Source organism: Chitinophaga sp. (assembly GCF_039596455.1).
Classification (GTDB): Bacteria; Bacteroidota; Bacteroidia; order Chitinophagales; family Chitinophagaceae; genus Chitinophaga.
In genome coordinates this window covers 277,438-293,460 of sequence record NZ_JBCNJR010000003.1, presented here as the reverse complement: position 1 = coordinate 293,460, position 16,023 = coordinate 277,438, and the positions used below count along the sequence as shown (strand labels likewise).

Below are 16,023 nucleotides of genomic sequence, written 5' to 3'. Positions count from 1 at the left end.
TCAATACTCCACCATCACCTTGATGCTTTTGCGGGGAAAGTTTTCCATCAGGTCTTTCAGGTCTTCAAAACGCACGCGGTGCGTGATATAGGAAGCCGGGTCTATCTTTTTGGCGGCAATGTTTTTCGTTACCTGGTCAAAATCTTCACGGGTGGCGTTTCTGCTGCTCATGATGGCGCCTTCCCTTTTGTGCAGCTCAGGATGGCTGATGGTGAGCGCCTCTTTCTGCAGCCCTACCAATATATAGCGCCCGCCGTGGGCAAGGTATTGCAGGGAGCCGTTGAGCGCGGCAAGGTTGCCCGTGGCGTCTATCACCACATCTGCCGCCATGCCGGCCGGGTTGTCTGTAACATTGACGCCCGCCTGCAGGCAATACGCCAGCCGTTCAGGATCAAGGTCTGTTACCGTTACCTGTGCGCCCGCTATTTTCGCAAATTCCATCAGGCCCAGCCCTATTGGCCCGGCGCCTACTATCAGCACGGTTTCTCCCGGTTGTACGCCCGCCCTGCGGATGCCATGCGCGCCAATGGCCAGCGGTTCTGCCAGCGCCAGCTCGTCCAGGCTGAGGCCGGGCTGCTTTACCAGCGCCGCGGAAGGCACCAGCAGGTACTCCCGCATGCCGCCGTCTACATGCACGCCGCAAACCTGCATCTGCACGCAGCAGTTGGTTTTGCCCTGCCGGCAGGCGCCGCATTGTCCGCAATGGTAGTATGGAATGAAGGTGACCGCTTCGCCGGCAGCAAAACCTTCTGCACCGTCTGCATCCACCAGCTCGCCAGACAGTTCATGCCCCAGTATACGGGGATAGCTGAAGTAAGGCTGCGTGCCCTGGTAGGCATGAAAGTCTGTGCCGCAAATACCGGTGCGGCGGATGCGGAGAATGGCATGCCCTTTTTTCATCTCGGGAGCCGGTACGTCTATGTATTCCATTTGGCCCGGTGTGTTGCAGATCAGTGCTTTCATATCTTGCAAACATATCAATTTCCTGCCCCTTTCCCCGCGCGCTTTTCTTCAAAAAATTGCACTATATTAACACCGTCATGAAACCAGCATTGCGACAGATGACGGCCACGCCCAACCTCTCTTTTACCGTGCGTAAAGATGTTGGCATGCAGATGGTCAATAACTGGCATTACCATGCGGAAATAGAGCTGCTTTTTATCAGGAGCAGTGCCGGTACCTGGCTGATAGGCGACCACATCGGCCATTTCAAAACGGGAGACGTGGTGATGACGGGCTCCAACCTGCCACACTGTTTCCGCCATGAGGCAGCGCATATGGAAAACGGGGAGACCATCTGCGTAAAGTTCATGCCGGAAATGCTGGGCGAGTATTTTATGAACCTACCTGAGTCGAAAGACATCCGTACCCTCTTTGCCCGTGCTGCCAACGGCCTCCGGCTGGAAGGGACCATCCGCGAGCACGCCGGGCGGCTGATAGAGCAGATGCTGGAAGACACTCCCGGCCGCAGAATGGTTAGCCTCCTGTTGCTGCTGCAGGATATTGCAGACAGCCGGGATTGTGTGCCGCTTTCTTCCACCGGCTTTATGCAAAGCCCTGGCCCCGTTACTGATGAAGAACGGGTGAAAACCATCTTTGAATATACCATGCGCCACTACCGGGAAAAAATTTCGCTGGACACCGTGGCCGGTCTCCTGCATATGACACGCCCTTCCTTCTGCCGCTTTTTCAAGAACAGAACACGGAAAACCTATGTGCAGTTCCTCATGGAAGTACGCATCGGCCACGCCTGCAAGCTGCTGGTGGAAGATGAAAAAACCGTATCGGAAATAGGCTATGAATGCGGGTATAACAATATCTCTCATTTCAATCACCAGTTCAAGTTCATTACCAATAAAAAACCGCTGGAATACAAACGGGATTACCTGCAGAAATACAGGTAACGGGTTGTATTTTGCACTATTATTCTCTGCTTATGCGAAAATTCAGCTTCCTTCTGCTCCTGCTCATCCCAGTACTGGCCTTTTCACAGAAAAACAAACCGGACCGCAAAATGCAGCAGGCGCTGCAGGACATTGTAAGCCGCTTCAATGGCACGGCCGGCATATATGTACAGCACCTTAAAACCGGCGCCTGGGCCGCCATTAATGCGGACACCATTTTTCCCACCGCCAGCATTGTAAAGGTGCCGCTGCTGGTTGGCCTGTTCAATAAGCTGGAAAACGGCGAGCTGGGGTATCACCAATCCCTCGTTTACCGCGACTCCGCCAAATACGGCGGCTCAGGGCTGATGCAGTTTTTCAAAGACAGCGCAGCTACGGAAGTGAGCGTGCTTGCCGCGCTGATGATGTCTTACAGCGATAATACTACGTCCCTCTGGAACCAGCGTCTGGCCGGCGGCGGCGTGGAAGTGAACCGCCTGATGGAACAGTACGGCCTGAAAGATACCCGCGTCAACTCCCGTACGCCCGGCCGGGAAAATATCTGGAAAATTTACGGCTGGGGCCAGACCACCCCGCGGGAAATGGCTACGCTGCTGATAAAAATCCGCCGTGGTGAAATCATCAGCCAGGCCGCCAGCGAAAGAATGTACCGGCTCATGTGCAGGGGCTACTACGACGAAACAGCGCTCTCACAAATACCTCCCTACGTACAGGCCGCCCACAAAACCGGCTCCGTGAACGACTCCCGCTCTGAACTGGTAATGGTCAATGCACCGCACGGAGACTATGTGTTTTATGTTGGCACCAAAAACAACAAAGACCAGCGCTGGGAACCAGATAATGAAGCCATTGAAATGATACGCACCATCTCCGCCTACCTCTGGAAACATTTCGAGCCGCGCAGCAAATGGACGGCCACTTTCCGGAAAGACAAGTTTTAGTCAGCGCGTATACTACACATTGGCGGGCAGCCTCACCATAACTACATGGTGCGCAAGACGGTTTTCCCATAGCCGCCACAGTTATATTTATTGCTTTTCAGGTTGTATCTTGGCGCTTTCTGCCTATTTACATGAACCGGAAAGCTTGCCTGATCTTTTTTTTCGTTTGCCTGCTTGCAGGCATGGGCTCTTTGGGCGCCACCAGGCCAGATTCAGTGCCCTACATGCTGATGCGGTTCGATAACTCCAGCGGCCTTCCACAGAACAGCGTCAAGAAAATAGCGCAAGACCCCTACGGTTTTGTATGGGCCGCCACGGAAGACGGCCTGGCCCGTTACGATGGGGAAAGCATTGTGGCTTTCCGTATGGCCGATCTCCGGCTTTCCTCCAAGAGAGTGATCAATTTTTACGTCAACCCGCAGGGAGAGCTCTCCTGTGTCACCGATAAGGATGACTACATCCGCCTGATAAACGGCCGCCCGCTGCTGGACAGTAACCTGCAGAACCGCCCTGGCAACTACCTTGTCACCTATGCCCCCGATAACCCGGCAGATACAGGGGTTTCCCGCATGGCGGGACTGCCGTTCAAGCACAGGCAATGGGGCCTGCACATCCGGGAACTGAATATGTATACCGGCCGGCGCAACTTTTTTGCATGGAAGAACAATGAGGTGTCTTATTACCACGATAGTGTACGGCAATTCAGCATACCCTTCATACCTGACAGCAGCTGGAACTTTGCATTGATCGGCCACCGGCTTTATTTCCTGCACCAGTCAGGCATGGTCACAATGTTTGACAGGAAACCGCAGACGGCGCCCCTGGGAGGAGATATCCGCAAAGATCCCCTCTTCCGCACCAGCAGCAATGAAATGACCGTTTTCTGGAATGGCTACATCCAGGGAAATGTAATTGTATATTTCAACAATCGTTTGTACCTGGTACTGGCTGGCAAAGACGGGCAATTGTCTACACGCCTGCTGTTTACCGGCTTTGACCTGCCGGTCCGGCAATTCACCTGCGCATATTACAGTGAGGAACAAGGCAAGCTGTTCCTTGGCAGTCCCATCAGGGGATTGTATGTATTATCAGCACAACAATTCTTTACCCGCGGGGCTCATGACCGGGACGATGCATATTATGGTCAGGCAGCGGTGGGCCCCGAAGAAATACTGACGGCGCAGGGAGACCTGATAGGCTTGAGCACACCTCCGCGCATCATAGGTGCGGTACGGCAAATGATGCCTTCAAACCAGTACAGCATGGTGGCGGATAGCCTGGGAAATGTGTTTATCAAATGGGCCGAGTGGTTGTACAAGTTTGAAAAGAACAGCTACCGCCTGCTGAAAAAATGGAAGCTGCCGGGGAGCATCTCGGTTGTTTACGAAGGAGGAGACGGGCGGCTCTGGATAGGGGTGAAGGAAAAGGGGCTTGCCACAATGTCTTTGTATGATGAAACGGCAAAGCCGGAATGGTTCCTGACAATAAGGGAAGACGTTACCTATATGGCCCGGCAGGAACATATATTATATACTGCCACTGACGAGGGGACATACCTGATAAATATTGCAAACAAACATATTGACACCATACCCGGCCTGAACGGCAAATATGTGCGCAGCTTGCTTGTATTGCCGGGAGGAGAAGTATGGCTGACCACCTACGGCCACGGTTTTTTCCGCTATTATCGCAACAGGCTCACCGCTTTTCCGCTAGACCAGCAGGAATACCTGGCCATTGCACATTGCATGGTGGCTGACAATAACGGTTTCTTGTGGATCACCACCAACAACGGGCTTTTCCAGGCAAGCAGGGCTGACCTGCTGGCCTATGCGCATGATTCAACGCTCACCCCTTATTATCATCACTACAACAGGCAGGATGGCTTCAGAACAAATGAGTTCAACGGCGGTTGCCAGCCCTGCGCCGTCAGGCTGGAAAGCGGGTACGTTTCCCTGCCTTCGCTTAACGGGCTGGTGTTTTTCAGGCCGGACAGCATGCGCCCCCTCTTGCCGGGGCCCCACCTGTTCATTGACAGGATCGAGCTGGACAAAGCAACGCTACCGCCTCTGGAAACGCTGGAGCTGCCGCGTGATTTCAAATACCTCAGCATTTTTCTGAGCTCGCCCAATATGACCAACGGCCTCAATCTGCAAATGCGGTACGCGCTGGTGAAAGATGGAGAAACGCCGCTCTGGCTTCCTTTGTCGCAGAAGCATATTTCGTTGTCCACGTTACCGCATGGTACGTACAGGTTACTGATCAGGAAGATGAACGGGTTTGGCAGGGACAATTTTACGGAAAAGAGCATTTTGCTGCGCGTACTGCCGGCCTGGTACCAGACGAGGTGGTTTTATGTTGCCTGCCTGCTGGGCTGCCTGGCCTGTTTTTATTTGCTGATGAAGCTGCGGGTAAGGTATACCGAAGAAAGGAACCGTGCGCTGAAAGCCGCCGTAGCTCTGAAAACAGAAGAGCTGCAGCGCCGTACGGATATACAGGAAAAGATCATCCGCTCCGTGAGCCACGACATTCAGACACCCCTCCAATACCAGCACCTGTTGTCAGGGAAAATATATGAAGAATTGCAGGAACAGCAGGCCGCCATGGCGCCGGCCGCAAAAGTGATGCATGAGCATACTCACCGGCTGTACTATATGGTGAACAACCTGCTGAAATATCTGAAAGTGGAGGTGGCAGACCGGCCCAATCGTATTGAGCGTTTTGCGCTGGCGCCCGCGGCAGATGAAACACTGATGATATTCAAAGGGCTGGCGGCAGAAAGGGGAACGGCATTGCGCAATCATATACCGGCAAGCCTGGAGCTGAATGGGGATGTACAATTGATTTCCGTTATCCTGCATAACCTGGTAGATAACGCGGTGAAAATTACCCGCAACGGCAGCATTGATATTGATGCCGGGGAAGGAGAAGAGGGAAGCGTCTGCATCACAATACGGGATACCGGCCCGGGCCTGAAGCCAGCCATACAACAATGGATCAACACGCCCGGCACTACCCGGGAAGGCCTGCACCTGGTGAACGGCATCGGCCTCATGATCGTAAAGGAACTGGTGGCCATGCTGGAGCTGGAAATCAGCGTAACGGCAGAAAAAGGTCAGGGCACCTGTTTCCGCATCAGGTGTTAGACGATGGGGAAGAAGATATCCGTATCTTATGGGCCAGCTCTATCACATTTGATACCTTCAGCTTTTCGAATATCCTGTTTTTATAGGTGCTCACAGTAGAGTGCTGGATGTTAAGCGCCAGCTTTATTTCTTTTGCGGTGGCCCCTTTGATGAGCAGGTTCATCACCTCCGTTTCCCTGTCAGACAAAACGGCCGCCTTCCGTCCGTTCCCGTTGCCGCGCGCCGGGCGCCGCAGGTCATTCAACAGCATGTCCTGTACCGGCGTGCTGATGTATTTTTCCCCGTTCAGCATTTTCTGGATAGCGGTTCTCATTTCCTCCGGTTGAGATTTCTTCGACAGGTACCCGTCTGCCCCGGCCTTCAGGTAACCCGGGGCGTAAAGCAACTCATCATAACTGGAAAAGACCAGGATGGCTATGTCAGGCTGACGCAACCTGGTAGCGTCTATCATCTGGATATTATCCCCTCCCGGCATGTGAATGTCCAGCAACAGCACGTCATAACGCTGCCTGGGCAGCATTCTTATAACGTCGTCAAATGTTTCGGCTTCTGCAATATCTGCGGTGGGGTACATCTCCCTGATCAGCATAATAACGCCCATGCGTACTACGCTATGATCTTCGGCAATGAGAAAATGAGGCATGGGAAAAAAATATGGTTACCAAATAGGGCATGATTCCGGTGTAAGGATGTAGAAATGTTTCTATTTGTAGAAATATTTCGAGGTAAATTTTATAAATATTCTACATAAATACAAATATTACCCTGGTATTTTTACTGCACTGATAGTGAAGACAACAATCGTTCTTCATTCGGGATACATTAGGATCAACTTACTTCGGACAGGCCTCCTGTGTACACAGGAGGCTTAATTTATATAAATGATTAATTAATGTATGATGACAGCCCCTCCTCCGCCTGTTAGGAATAATAATTGCTGAAAGAAGCGAAAATTCCGGATTTTAGCCCGGAATTGCTAGTTTTAAAGGTATTATCGAAATTATGCATTTATTAACTGTATCGGGCATCCAGAAATGGATAGGCGGGGAACATATATTGAAAGGCATCTCTTTTAAACAGGACAGGTTCCAGAATATAGCCATAGTGGGCGAATCAGGCTCCGGCAAAAGCACTTTACTCAGGATCATATCAGGCTTTACACAGGCAGACGAAGGGGAGGTTTTATTTGAAAAGCAGAAGGTGAAAGGCCCCATGGAAAAGCTGATACCGGGTCATTCCGGCATTGCCTACCTCTCACAGCACTACGAGCTGCGCAATAATTATAAAATGGCGGAGCTGCTGCAATATGCCAACAAGCTGTCCGCTGCGGATGCGGCTGCCCTGTACAGGGTATGCCGTATAGACCACCTGCTGAACCGAAAGAACGACCAGATCTCCGGCGGGGAGCAGCAGCGTATTGCCCTGGCCCGCCTGCTGGTAACGGCCCCGCGGCTCCTGTTGCTGGACGAGCCGTTCTCCAACCTCGACCTCATCAACAAGAACATCCTGAAATCAGTCATCCGCGAATTGAGCGAAAAGCTGAAGATCACCTGCCTGCTGGTATCTCACGACCCTACAGACATACTGCCCTGGGCAGACCAGATCATGGTGATGAAAGACGGGGCGGTGATCCAGAAAGGCTCCCCGCGGCAGGTATACAAACACCCGGTGAACGAATACGCCGCCGGCCTCTTCGGCAAGTTCAACCAGATTGCCTCCGGTGGTAAAACCATGTTTGTGCGGCCGGAAGACCTGCACATTGTGACCGGCACACCGGATACCCTGATGGGAAAAGTGAAAAAGGTGCACTACCTGGGCAACGCCTTTGAGCTGGAAGTAATGCTGCTCAACGAACTGGTAACCATCCGCACCATAGACAGCAGCATCAAGCCGGGAGACACGGTGCATGTGGCGCTGGCGAATTAGGGGAAGATGTTGTATTTTGCTCCATTATGCAGATCACTTCCAGGCTTCCGGATACCGGCACAACCATTTTCTCCGTCATGAGCGCACTGGCCGCGCAGCACAAGGCCGTGAACCTGGGCCAGGGTTTTCCTGATTTTCCCATGAGCGCGGAACTGATAGCACAGGTAAATGAGGCCATGCAGCAGGGGTTTAACCAGTATGCGCCCATGCAGGGCCATATGCCGCTGCGCGAAGTGCTGGCTGAAAAAGCGGTGTACCTTTACGGCAGCCAGATCGATCCTGATACACAGATCACCATTACCCCTGGCGGCACCTACGGCATTTATACCGCGCTTACCACAGTATTGCATCCCGGAGATGAAGTGATCGTATTCCAGCCTTGTTACGACAGCTACATTCCCAACATCCGCATCAACGGCGCGGTGCCGGTGCTGATTGACCTGCAGTTCCCGGAATATAAAATTGACTGGGAAGAAGTAAAACGCAACATTACGCCCCGCACGCGCATGATCATGCTCAATACCCCGCACAATCCTACAGGGGCGGTGCTTTCCGGGGAAGATATTGAGCAGCTGCGCGCCATAGTGAAAGATACGTCTATACTTATACTGAGTGACGAAGTGTATGAGCACCTGATATACGACGGCATTCCCCACCAGAGCATGCTCCGCTATCCAGACCTGCTGGAGCGCAGCTTTGTGACTTTTTCATTCGGCAAACTCTACCACTGCACCGGCTGGAAGCTGGGCTACTGCGTTAGCTCCCCGGCATTGATGCAGGAGTTCCGAAAGGTGCATCAATACAACTGTTTCTCCTGCCATACGCCCTCCCAGGTGGCGCTGGCCGGTTTCCTCCGGGAGCGGGACAGTTACCTGCAGCTCGGCAGCTTCATGCAGGCCAAACGGGACTATTTCGCGGAGTTGATGAGCCACACCCGCTTTACGCCCCTGGCCAGCCATGGCAGCTACTTCCAATGCTACCAATACCACCGCATCAGTGATGAAGGGGATGCTGATTTTGCCGTTCGCCTCACTAAAGAAGCAGGCGTAGCCACCGTACCGGTATCTGCATTTTACCAGTCGGGGAAAGACCATAAGGTGGTGCGTTTCTGTTTCGCCAAAAAGGAAGAAACGCTGCAAAAAGCCGTGGAGCAATTGATGAAAGTGTAAAGATCAACTAACCCCAACATATGAACACGCCTGTATTTACCCCTGCCGCTTCCATAGATGAAGTGATTGACCAGTTGAACGGCATTATTGAAAATGCCCGTCAGCAAAATGACCGCATCGGCTACTTTGCTTCCCTGTACCATAAGGTGACCGTACGCGTAAAAGAAGGCATCCTGAACAACGAATTTGAAGACGGCGCCCGTATGGAACGGCTGGACGTGTTCTTTGCCAACCGCTACCTGGAGGCGGTACACCAGTGGCGCCACGGGCAGCCGCCTTCCGGCCCCTGGGCCGTGGCCTTTGCCGGTACCCGCAAAATAACGGTGGTGCTGCTGCAGCAATTGCTGCTGGGCATGAACGCGCATATCAACTATGACCTGGGCATTGCCGCTGTAGATTGTGCGGCCGGGGGAGACATCCAGGCCATGCACCGGGATTTCATCAGCATCAACAACATTATTGGATCGCTCACTTTTGAGGTAACCAACGAGATCAGCCGCATTTCCCCGTTGCTTTCCCTGTTTGGCCTGCATTCACAAAACGGGCAGTCTATCCTCATTCAGTTCAGCATCAGCAACGCGCGTGACGGGGCCTGGGGGTTTGCGGAAGAGCTGAGCGGCAAGCAGGGCACGCAAAGGGAAGAATGCCTGCAAGCGCGGGACGCGTCTATCAAAAAGCTGGCGGAAGCGCTTAAGAAACCCAAAGGGCTGGTGCGCTTCACCACCTTCATCATCTTTTTATTTGAGTGGAAAAGCCCGCGCAAGATCATCGGGGCGTTGTATAAGTACCACAAGGCGTACATCTCAACGAAACAGGGCATGCCCGCATAGCGGCGGGCTATTCCACGCCCTGCACCGACATCTTCAGTACGTACACGGCCGTAGAGGCGGTCATAAAAAGGATGTCGCGGTTCTTGCCGCCGAAGCAGGCGTTGGCCGTCCATTTTTCGGGTACCGGTATCTGCGCTATCTGCTCGCCCTGCGGGTTGAACACGCTCACGCCGTTGCCGCAGATGTAGAGATTGCCGCGGTTGTCTAGCGTAATGCCGTCTCCTCCCTTGTTCACGAACAGCACCCGGTTGCCCAGGCTGCCGTCTGGATTGATTTCATATTTGTAGGTTTTGTTGTCTCCAATGTCCGCCACCAGCAAATGTTTGCCGTCGGGCGTGCCTACAATGCCGTTAGGTTTTTTAATGTCGTCTGCCACCGGTATGGGCTGGTTTTTACCCTTGGGCAGGTAGTATACTTTCTGGCCTTCTATTTCGCCTTTTTGCCGCGTCCAGTAATTGCGCTGATAGTACGGGTCTGTGAAGTAGATGCCGCCTTTGGCGTCTATCCAGAGGTCATTGGGACCATTGAACTTTTTGCCGGCATAATCTTTCATCATCACTTTTATTTTCTTGCGCGGCGTAATGCTCCACATCTCGTTATTTTCATCGGCACAGGCTATGATGTTGCCTTTTTTATCTACGTACAGTCCGTTGGAACGGCCGGCAGGTTCCAGGAAAAGGCTCAGCTTGCCTTCCGTATCATATTTCCATATCCGGTTATTGGGCTGGTCAGTAAAATAGATGTTGCCTTTTTTGTCCGGCGCGGGGCCTTCCGTGAAGCTGAACTGTTTGGAAACCAGTTCCGGTACGGCGCCAGGGGCTACTACGCCAGGCAGTGAATCAGGTTGTTGAAAGATGCAAAACAGCAGTGCCAGTGTTTTCATGAACGATGGATATTTTAACAATTGTAAGGAATAATACCGGGAAAATCACCACCCTATGCCATAATCTTCCCCGTGGTTGCTGCTGCCGCCCCATAAGGAGCCGTGTTTCCGGTCAAAATAAATGGCGTTGATGGGCCCGCTGGTGCGCTGCCTGAAGTTCAGCTTGTAGCCCATCCTTTCCAGCTCCGTCCTTGTCTGCGCAGACGTGCCGGCCTGCAGCAGCAGGTGCCCCGGCCGGGGCAGGCGCGCCTTCAGGCTGTCTCCGCCCAGTGAAAGCCACAGCTGCTCACTGTTGATGTTGGCGGCTTCCGTGGCTTGCTGCACCGTCATGTCAAACTCTACCATGTTCAGGAAAAACTGCAGCAGGTTCTGGTCTTGCGTATCGCCGCCCTGCACGCCGAAGGCCAGGTAGGGCCGGCCGTCTTTCAGCGCCAGAGAAGGGGTGAGCGTTACGCGTGGGCGTTTGCCGGGAGCTATGACGTTAAAGGGATTGATCACGGCGTCCAGCACAAAGCTCTGTGCCCGCTGGCTCATGCCAACGCCGGTACGGCCGGCAATGCAGGCGGGCATCCAGCCGCCGCTGGGCGTGATAGATACCACCCAGCCTTCGGCATCAGCGGCTTCTACGGTGGTAGTGCCGCGCCAGAGGCGTGACTGGTATTCGGCTTCGGCTGCCGCCACCACATCATGCTTCGGCACCACCTGCCCCGGTTTGGCCGGCGCGGCGGTATCAGAGAGTTTCATTCTTTCTTTCAGCAAAGACAAAAAGGGGTTCATTTTCCCCTCAAAAGGGTAGGGGTCTCCCGGCTGTACATCAGCATCATTCCTGTCTGCCAGCATCTGCTGCACGCGTTGTTTGGCGTAGGCCTTGCTCAGCAGGCCTTTGATGGGAGGTTTCGGAGAAAAGGAAGGGTCTCCGTAATAAAAATCCCGGTCGGCAAAGGCCATGTTCATCACCTGGTACAGCGTATGAATGTACCGGGTGGAGTTATAGCCCATGGCCTTCAGGTCAAAATTCTCCAGCATGTTGAGGCTTTGCAGCAGCGCGGGCCCTTGCGTCCATTCCTGCAGTTTGTATACGTCTATGCCTTTGTAGTTGACGTGCAGCGGTTCTTCTTCTACCGGTTTCCAGCGGGCAAGGTCTTCCATGGTAATGAGGCCGCCCTGCTCCCGGCAGCCGCGTACAAATTCTCGCGCTATGTCTCCTTTATAAAAACGGTCGTACGCCGCCATGATGGCCTGCTTGCGGTTCTTCCCGCTTTTGAGCGCCTGCTGTTCCGCTTCCACCATTTTGCCCAGCGTAGCCAGCAGATCACGTTGCACAAATATTTCGCCCGCTTCCGGCGCTTCGCGTTTTTCCCCCGGATGGGTCAGGAACACGGCTTTGCTGTAAGGCCATTGTTTGATCAGGGCTTTATCTCTTTCTATGCTGTTGGCCGTTTGCGCTTCCATGGGGTAACCTTTCGCCATTTCAATGGCCGGCGCCAGCACCTGTTGCAGGCTCATGGTACCGTATTGGGCCAGCATATAGCAGAGGCCGCCGGGCGTACCCGGTGTAACCGCGGCCAGGGGGCCGTACTCCGGCGGAAAATTGTAGCCTTTTGCTTTATAGAAAGCCGGTGTAGCGCCCGTAGGGGCCACGCCCAGGGCGTTGATGGCAATTACTTTTCCTGTTTTGGGATGGTAGATGAGCGCCTGTGTTTCCCCGCCCCAGCTCAGCACGTCCCACATGGTACAGGTGGCTGCCAGCATGGCGCAGGCTGCGTCTACCGCGTTGCCGCCCTGCTGGAAAATAGCGGCGCCCGCAGTGGCCGCCAGCGGTTTGCCGGTAATGGCCATCCAGTGCTTGCCGTGCAACGGCGGTTTCTGGGTTTGCTGGGCATGCAGCAGTGTGGCAGGGGCAACCAGCAGCAGCAAAATAAAGCAGGTCAGTTTCATTTACCTAAGATACTTCGTTGGATTGACGCTGGCAATAAGCGCAAACTCTTCTTCAGACAAGCCGGTGAGCATGGCGGCATGCAGGTGCTTGTCACTCTTGTGGTTGCGCACCACATAAAAATCCGTACCGTACAGCACCCGCTGGCGCAGTACGGGGTGCTGCAAAGTTTGTTTCAGCAGGGGGAATACGGCCTCCCCGTCATGCAGGATATAACTGATATCCGCATATACCTGCGGGTATTGCAGCATCAGGCTGCAGATAATGGTGTACCAGTCTACCCACTTCCAGACCTGCTCCAGCTTGCCGGGAGAGGGGCGCCCGTCATCATCCGTCAAAAACTCCACACCCCGGTCCGGGTGAGTGAACAGGCGGGCGCTGTAATTTTCACGGTCGTGCTCAAAGAATAGTTCCCACTGGTCTTCCCCGCCGAAATGCCCGAAGCAGAGCTTCAGCTGCTCCAGGTTGCCGCTCATGGCGCCTGTTGCAGGGTTGTAGCCGAAGGCCTGGTGCAGCAGCGGGTTGGCAGACGATGCTACCAGTTGCCGCAGCAGTTCCGGATGCAGCAGGCACAGGTAATTAAGCGGGTGGGTGAAGTTGAGGGTAAAGTCTATATTCTTTTTTTGCGGCAGCAGCAGCGGCTGGTAGGTGTTGTCTCCCATGGCCTGTTTGAAAACCGGGTGCTGGTCCCAGTCTTTTTCCTTGCGACCCCGGTAGAAAATGGTGCCTTTGATGCAGTGCGTCATAACCGGGATGCCATTGTCTGCGGCGTATTTATAAAGCGGCAGGAGCTTTTCATCAAAGGGGAAGTAGCCCAGCGCGGGGTATATCTTGATGCCGCTGAAGGCCTTGTTTTCCAGGTAAGTTTTGAGGAAACAATCTTCCAGCACAACACGGCCTTCTTCCACCCGGTACCGGAAGTAATCCGGCTCCGCTGCTATGCGCCGCGGGTCTGCAAATACAAAGGGATGTATCAGCTCCTTCAGATCGTTCTTTTCTTTCAGCCGGGCCAGCTCTTCCATTTGCTGCCGGTAGCGTACCGGCGGCGTGCCCGCGCCCATGTAGTCCATGTCCATCGGCAGAATGATGAAGCGGGTACCGGTTTCATACTGGCGCATCAGGCGGCCCAGGATGGTGCGTTGTTTGGTGTGAAAGGAAAAGCGCCCCAGGTTCATGTAGCGCTCCGCCAGCCGCAGGGTTTGTTCTCCCGGCAGGCTGCGCAGCAGCTTCCAGCCCTGGCGCAGCACAAAAAATATCAGGTTGCGGCCGGAAGGGAAGAGGGTAAGGAATACCAGTATGCACAACAGTTGCAGCCAGATGCTCTCCACCGGTACTTCCAGGTGATAGGTTTGCGCCAGCTGCCGCAGCCGCTGCAAGGGGCCGTACACCCAGCTGTCAGGGCTGACCAGGTTCTGCAGCCAGAACAGGATGTGGTAGGTGAGCACTACGCCAACAATGGTATGCAGCGTGGTGGCAATATAGTTGCGGTTGACAAATATCCAGAAGCGGTATAATGCGCGGGTGAGCTTTTTATGCCAGGCGCGGTGGCGCCAGCGGTGCGGCCCGCGGAACCAGGCCCGGCACAGCTTTACCAGCAGCGTAACGGGCAGCAGGTAATAAAACGGCCAGGGAAGGAACTTTTTCGCCAGCCAGGGCGGTACGCTGTCTCCCGTGAAAATATGCGTATGGCAGTTGATAACAGGTTTTCCAGACATGTATCAGGATTTAGGGATACCAGATAGTAATATTTCCTGTCCAAGTTATTAAAAAAGAAACGGTGCGCAAACTGTTGTACAGCCGTTGCGCACCGCTCCTTCATCCGTGTATGGCCGGTCTTATCCCTGAATCACTTTATTGCTTTCCTTTACTTTTTCGGGTACGCCCCTGATCTCCCATACAATTCCCATCCAGCCCAGCATGCGGATGATGTAGTAGGTGATATCTATCTCCCACCAGTAAAAGCCTTGCCGGGCCGCGCTCTGGTAGTAGTGGTGATTATTATGCCAGCCTTCTCCCAGGGTCACCAGCGCCAGTATGAAGCTGTTGCGAGACTCGTCCCCGGTTTTGTAACGGGGCCTGCCAATGGTGTGCATGAGGGAGTTGATGGTGAAGGTACCGTGAAACAGCAGGATGGTGCTGAGGAAGAAACCGATGAAGAGGGTGGAAAGCCCTGCAGACCAGTCAAACCAGCCGGCGCCGTTCACTTTGTTGCCGATGAAATATACCGCAACGGCCAGTATCACCGGTGGTACCCAATGATATTTATTGAGCCAGAACAGCTCTTTGTGTTTCATATCCTTGATAAGGTCATAGCGGGTTTCTTTATGCTCCTTGTCCATGATCCAGCCAATGTGTGCATGCCAGAAACCGTATATTTTGGCGGAGTGGGGGTCTTCCGGCGTATCGCTGTGCTTGTGGTGTACGCGGTGGTTGGCTGCCCACCAGAGCGCTCCCTTCTGAAAGCTGCTTTGCGCGCCAAATGCCAGTATGAACTGGAAGAACCGCGAGGTTTTATAAGAACGGTGCGAGAAATACCGGTGGTACCCGCCTGTCACAAAAAACATCCGCACAACATACAGCGCGGCGCACAAGATCCAGTCAAATGTTGTTACGTGCGTGAAGAAGGCCAGGAACGGCACAAAGTGCATCCCTATAAAATCCAGTTCATGGAGCCAGTTAGTGCCCTTACCTGTCGGTTTTGTGTTGTTCATACGTCAAAAGTAAATCCTGTTTTGTAAATGAGCAATGATTGTGGTCAACGGATATTGTAGCTGAAGGCTTGCCTGCGTTTGATCCGGGGTTTTTTAACATGGATTTAACTTTTGCCGTACCGGGAAGATGAAGAATATATATACAAACGGCCCTGTTCAAAAGCACGAGGGCCGTTTGAATATATACACTTGCGGGAAGATAAATAAGTTATGCCAGTGATTCATTCACCATGGCATTGGTTTTACGGGCGGCTTTTTTGCCTTGTTTGTACATCCTGTTGTACGCATTCCTGGCAGCTTCTTTCACGTCGTTCAACGCTGCGTCTGCCCGGTGGCGGTTTTTCATGTACCAGAAAACACCTGCTGCTGTGGCGCCTAATACGGAGGCTGCAATGATGATACTTTTCATGACGAATGATTTTTGGTCCGAAAACAAAACGGCAATGCCCGTGCCAGAAAAACCTAAAGAAATGTTGTGGGTAATTATTTCTACATAGATCTTTTTAGCGGGAAACGAACATGCTGCCAATTTGCAACAGAATTGCCGGTTTAGCCCATAAATAAACAACTGTAGCGG

13 protein-coding genes are annotated in these 16,023 nt (G+C 53.3%); 6 read left to right on the top strand and 7 right to left on the bottom strand.

What is annotated here, in order from left to right; translation table 11 throughout:
• A complete protein-coding gene (locus ABDW36_RS13965) occupies positions 1-963 on the bottom strand; it encodes a zinc-binding alcohol dehydrogenase family protein (RefSeq protein ID WP_343702528.1) in 963 nt (320 codons plus the stop codon).
• Between the two features lie 77 nt (positions 964-1,040).
• Here ABDW36_RS13965 and ABDW36_RS13960 point away from each other — a divergent pair, with 77 nt between their 5' ends.
• The 3 genes from ABDW36_RS13960 to ABDW36_RS13950 all read left to right on the top strand — a co-directional run bounded on the left by ABDW36_RS13960 (position 1,041) and on the right by ABDW36_RS13950 (position 5,991).
• Positions 1,041-1,904 carry an AraC family transcriptional regulator gene (locus ABDW36_RS13960; protein WP_343702527.1) on the top strand — a complete coding sequence of 288 codons (864 nt, stop codon included), beginning with the start codon at positions 1,041-1,043 and terminating at the stop codon, positions 1,902-1,904.
• A 32-nt stretch (positions 1,905-1,936) separates the two neighbouring features.
• Positions 1,937-2,845 carry a serine hydrolase gene (locus ABDW36_RS13955; RefSeq protein ID WP_343702526.1) on the top strand — a complete coding sequence of 303 codons (909 nt, stop codon included), beginning with the start codon at positions 1,937-1,939 and terminating at the stop codon, positions 2,843-2,845.
• A 131-nt stretch (positions 2,846-2,976) separates the two neighbouring features.
• A complete protein-coding gene (locus ABDW36_RS13950; protein WP_343702525.1) occupies positions 2,977-5,991 on the top strand; it encodes an ATP-binding protein in 3,015 nt (1,004 codons plus the stop codon).
• Here ABDW36_RS13950 and ABDW36_RS13945 read toward each other — a convergent pair.
• Positions 5,981-6,634 (bottom strand): response regulator transcription factor, encoded by a 654-nt coding sequence (locus ABDW36_RS13945; RefSeq protein WP_343702524.1) that lies wholly within the window; start codon positions 6,632-6,634, stop codon positions 5,981-5,983. The genes ABDW36_RS13950 and ABDW36_RS13945 overlap by 11 nt on opposite strands.
• A 359-nt stretch (positions 6,635-6,993) precedes the next feature.
• Between ABDW36_RS13945 and ABDW36_RS13940 the strand changes: the two genes are divergently transcribed.
• Genes ABDW36_RS13940 through ABDW36_RS13930 form a run of 3 tightly spaced genes read left to right on the top strand, consistent with a single transcriptional unit; the run spans position 6,994 to position 9,916 of the window.
• A complete protein-coding gene (locus tag ABDW36_RS13940) occupies positions 6,994-7,917 on the top strand; it encodes an ABC transporter ATP-binding protein (protein ID WP_343702523.1) in 924 nt (307 codons plus the stop codon).
• Positions 7,918-7,943: 26 nt separating this feature from the next.
• Positions 7,944-9,086 (top strand): methionine aminotransferase, encoded by a 1,143-nt coding sequence (locus ABDW36_RS13935; RefSeq protein WP_343702522.1) that lies wholly within the window; start codon positions 7,944-7,946, stop codon positions 9,084-9,086.
• Between the two features lie 20 nt (positions 9,087-9,106).
• Positions 9,107-9,916 (top strand): DUF5995 family protein, encoded by an 810-nt coding sequence (locus ABDW36_RS13930; RefSeq protein ID WP_343702521.1) that lies wholly within the window; start codon positions 9,107-9,109, stop codon positions 9,914-9,916.
• Positions 9,917-9,923: 7 nt separating this feature from the next.
• Here the strand turns inward: ABDW36_RS13930 and ABDW36_RS13925 are convergent, their stop codons facing one another.
• From ABDW36_RS13925 to ABDW36_RS13905, 5 genes are all read right to left on the bottom strand, one after another.
• Entirely contained in the window at positions 9,924-10,799 is an 876-nt protein-coding gene (locus ABDW36_RS13925; protein ID WP_343702520.1) for an SMP-30/gluconolactonase/LRE family protein, read from the bottom strand.
• 45 nt (positions 10,800-10,844) lie between these two features.
• Positions 10,845-12,737, bottom strand: a complete 1,893-nt coding sequence (locus ABDW36_RS13920) for a gamma-glutamyltransferase (protein ID WP_343702519.1) — start codon at positions 12,735-12,737, stop codon at positions 10,845-10,847.
• On the bottom strand, positions 12,738-14,450 hold the full coding sequence (locus tag ABDW36_RS13915) for an amidohydrolase family protein (RefSeq protein ID WP_343702518.1): 1,713 nt from the start codon (positions 14,448-14,450) through the stop codon (positions 12,738-12,740).
• Positions 14,451-14,570: 120 nt separating this feature from the next.
• The gene (locus tag ABDW36_RS13910; protein ID WP_343702517.1) at positions 14,571-15,446 is read right to left on the bottom strand and encodes an acyl-CoA desaturase; all 876 of its coding nucleotides are present in this window, start codon (positions 15,444-15,446) and stop codon (positions 14,571-14,573) included.
• Positions 15,447-15,654: 208 nt separating this feature from the next.
• Entirely contained in the window at positions 15,655-15,855 is a 201-nt protein-coding gene (locus ABDW36_RS13905; protein WP_343702516.1) for a hypothetical protein, read from the bottom strand.
• Positions 15,856-16,023: the final 168 nt, after the last annotated feature.

Bases quoted from the DNA above. Each gene is read 5' to 3' on its own strand.
- ABDW36_RS13950 (WP_343702525.1), top strand. From the start codon at position 2,977: ATGAACCGGAAAGCTTGCCTGATCTTTTTTTTCGTTTGCCTGCTTGCA.
- ABDW36_RS13960 (WP_343702527.1), top strand. From the start codon at position 1,041: ATGAAACCAGCATTGCGACAGATGACGGCCACGCCCAACCTCTCTTTT.
- ABDW36_RS13910 (WP_343702517.1), bottom strand. From the start codon at position 15,446: ATGAACAACACAAAACCGACAGGTAAGGGCACTAACTGGCTCCATGAA.
- ABDW36_RS13905 (WP_343702516.1), bottom strand. From the start codon at position 15,855: ATGAAAAGTATCATCATTGCAGCCTCCGTATTAGGCGCCACAGCAGCA.
- ABDW36_RS13920 (WP_343702519.1), bottom strand. From the start codon at position 12,737: ATGAAACTGACCTGCTTTATTTTGCTGCTGCTGGTTGCCCCTGCCACA.
- ABDW36_RS13925 (WP_343702520.1), bottom strand. From the start codon at position 10,799: ATGAAAACACTGGCACTGCTGTTTTGCATCTTTCAACAACCTGATTCA.
- ABDW36_RS13965 (WP_343702528.1), bottom strand. From the start codon at position 963: ATGAAAGCACTGATCTGCAACACACCGGGCCAAATGGAATACATAGAC.
- ABDW36_RS13940 (WP_343702523.1), top strand. From the start codon at position 6,994: ATGCATTTATTAACTGTATCGGGCATCCAGAAATGGATAGGCGGGGAA.
- ABDW36_RS13935 (WP_343702522.1), top strand. From the start codon at position 7,944: ATGCAGATCACTTCCAGGCTTCCGGATACCGGCACAACCATTTTCTCC.
- ABDW36_RS13930 (WP_343702521.1), top strand. From the start codon at position 9,107: ATGAACACGCCTGTATTTACCCCTGCCGCTTCCATAGATGAAGTGATT.
- ABDW36_RS13945 (WP_343702524.1), bottom strand. From the start codon at position 6,634: ATGCCTCATTTTCTCATTGCCGAAGATCATAGCGTAGTACGCATGGGC.
- ABDW36_RS13955 (WP_343702526.1), top strand. From the start codon at position 1,937: ATGCGAAAATTCAGCTTCCTTCTGCTCCTGCTCATCCCAGTACTGGCC.
- ABDW36_RS13915 (WP_343702518.1), bottom strand. From the start codon at position 14,450: ATGTCTGGAAAACCTGTTATCAACTGCCATACGCATATTTTCACGGGA.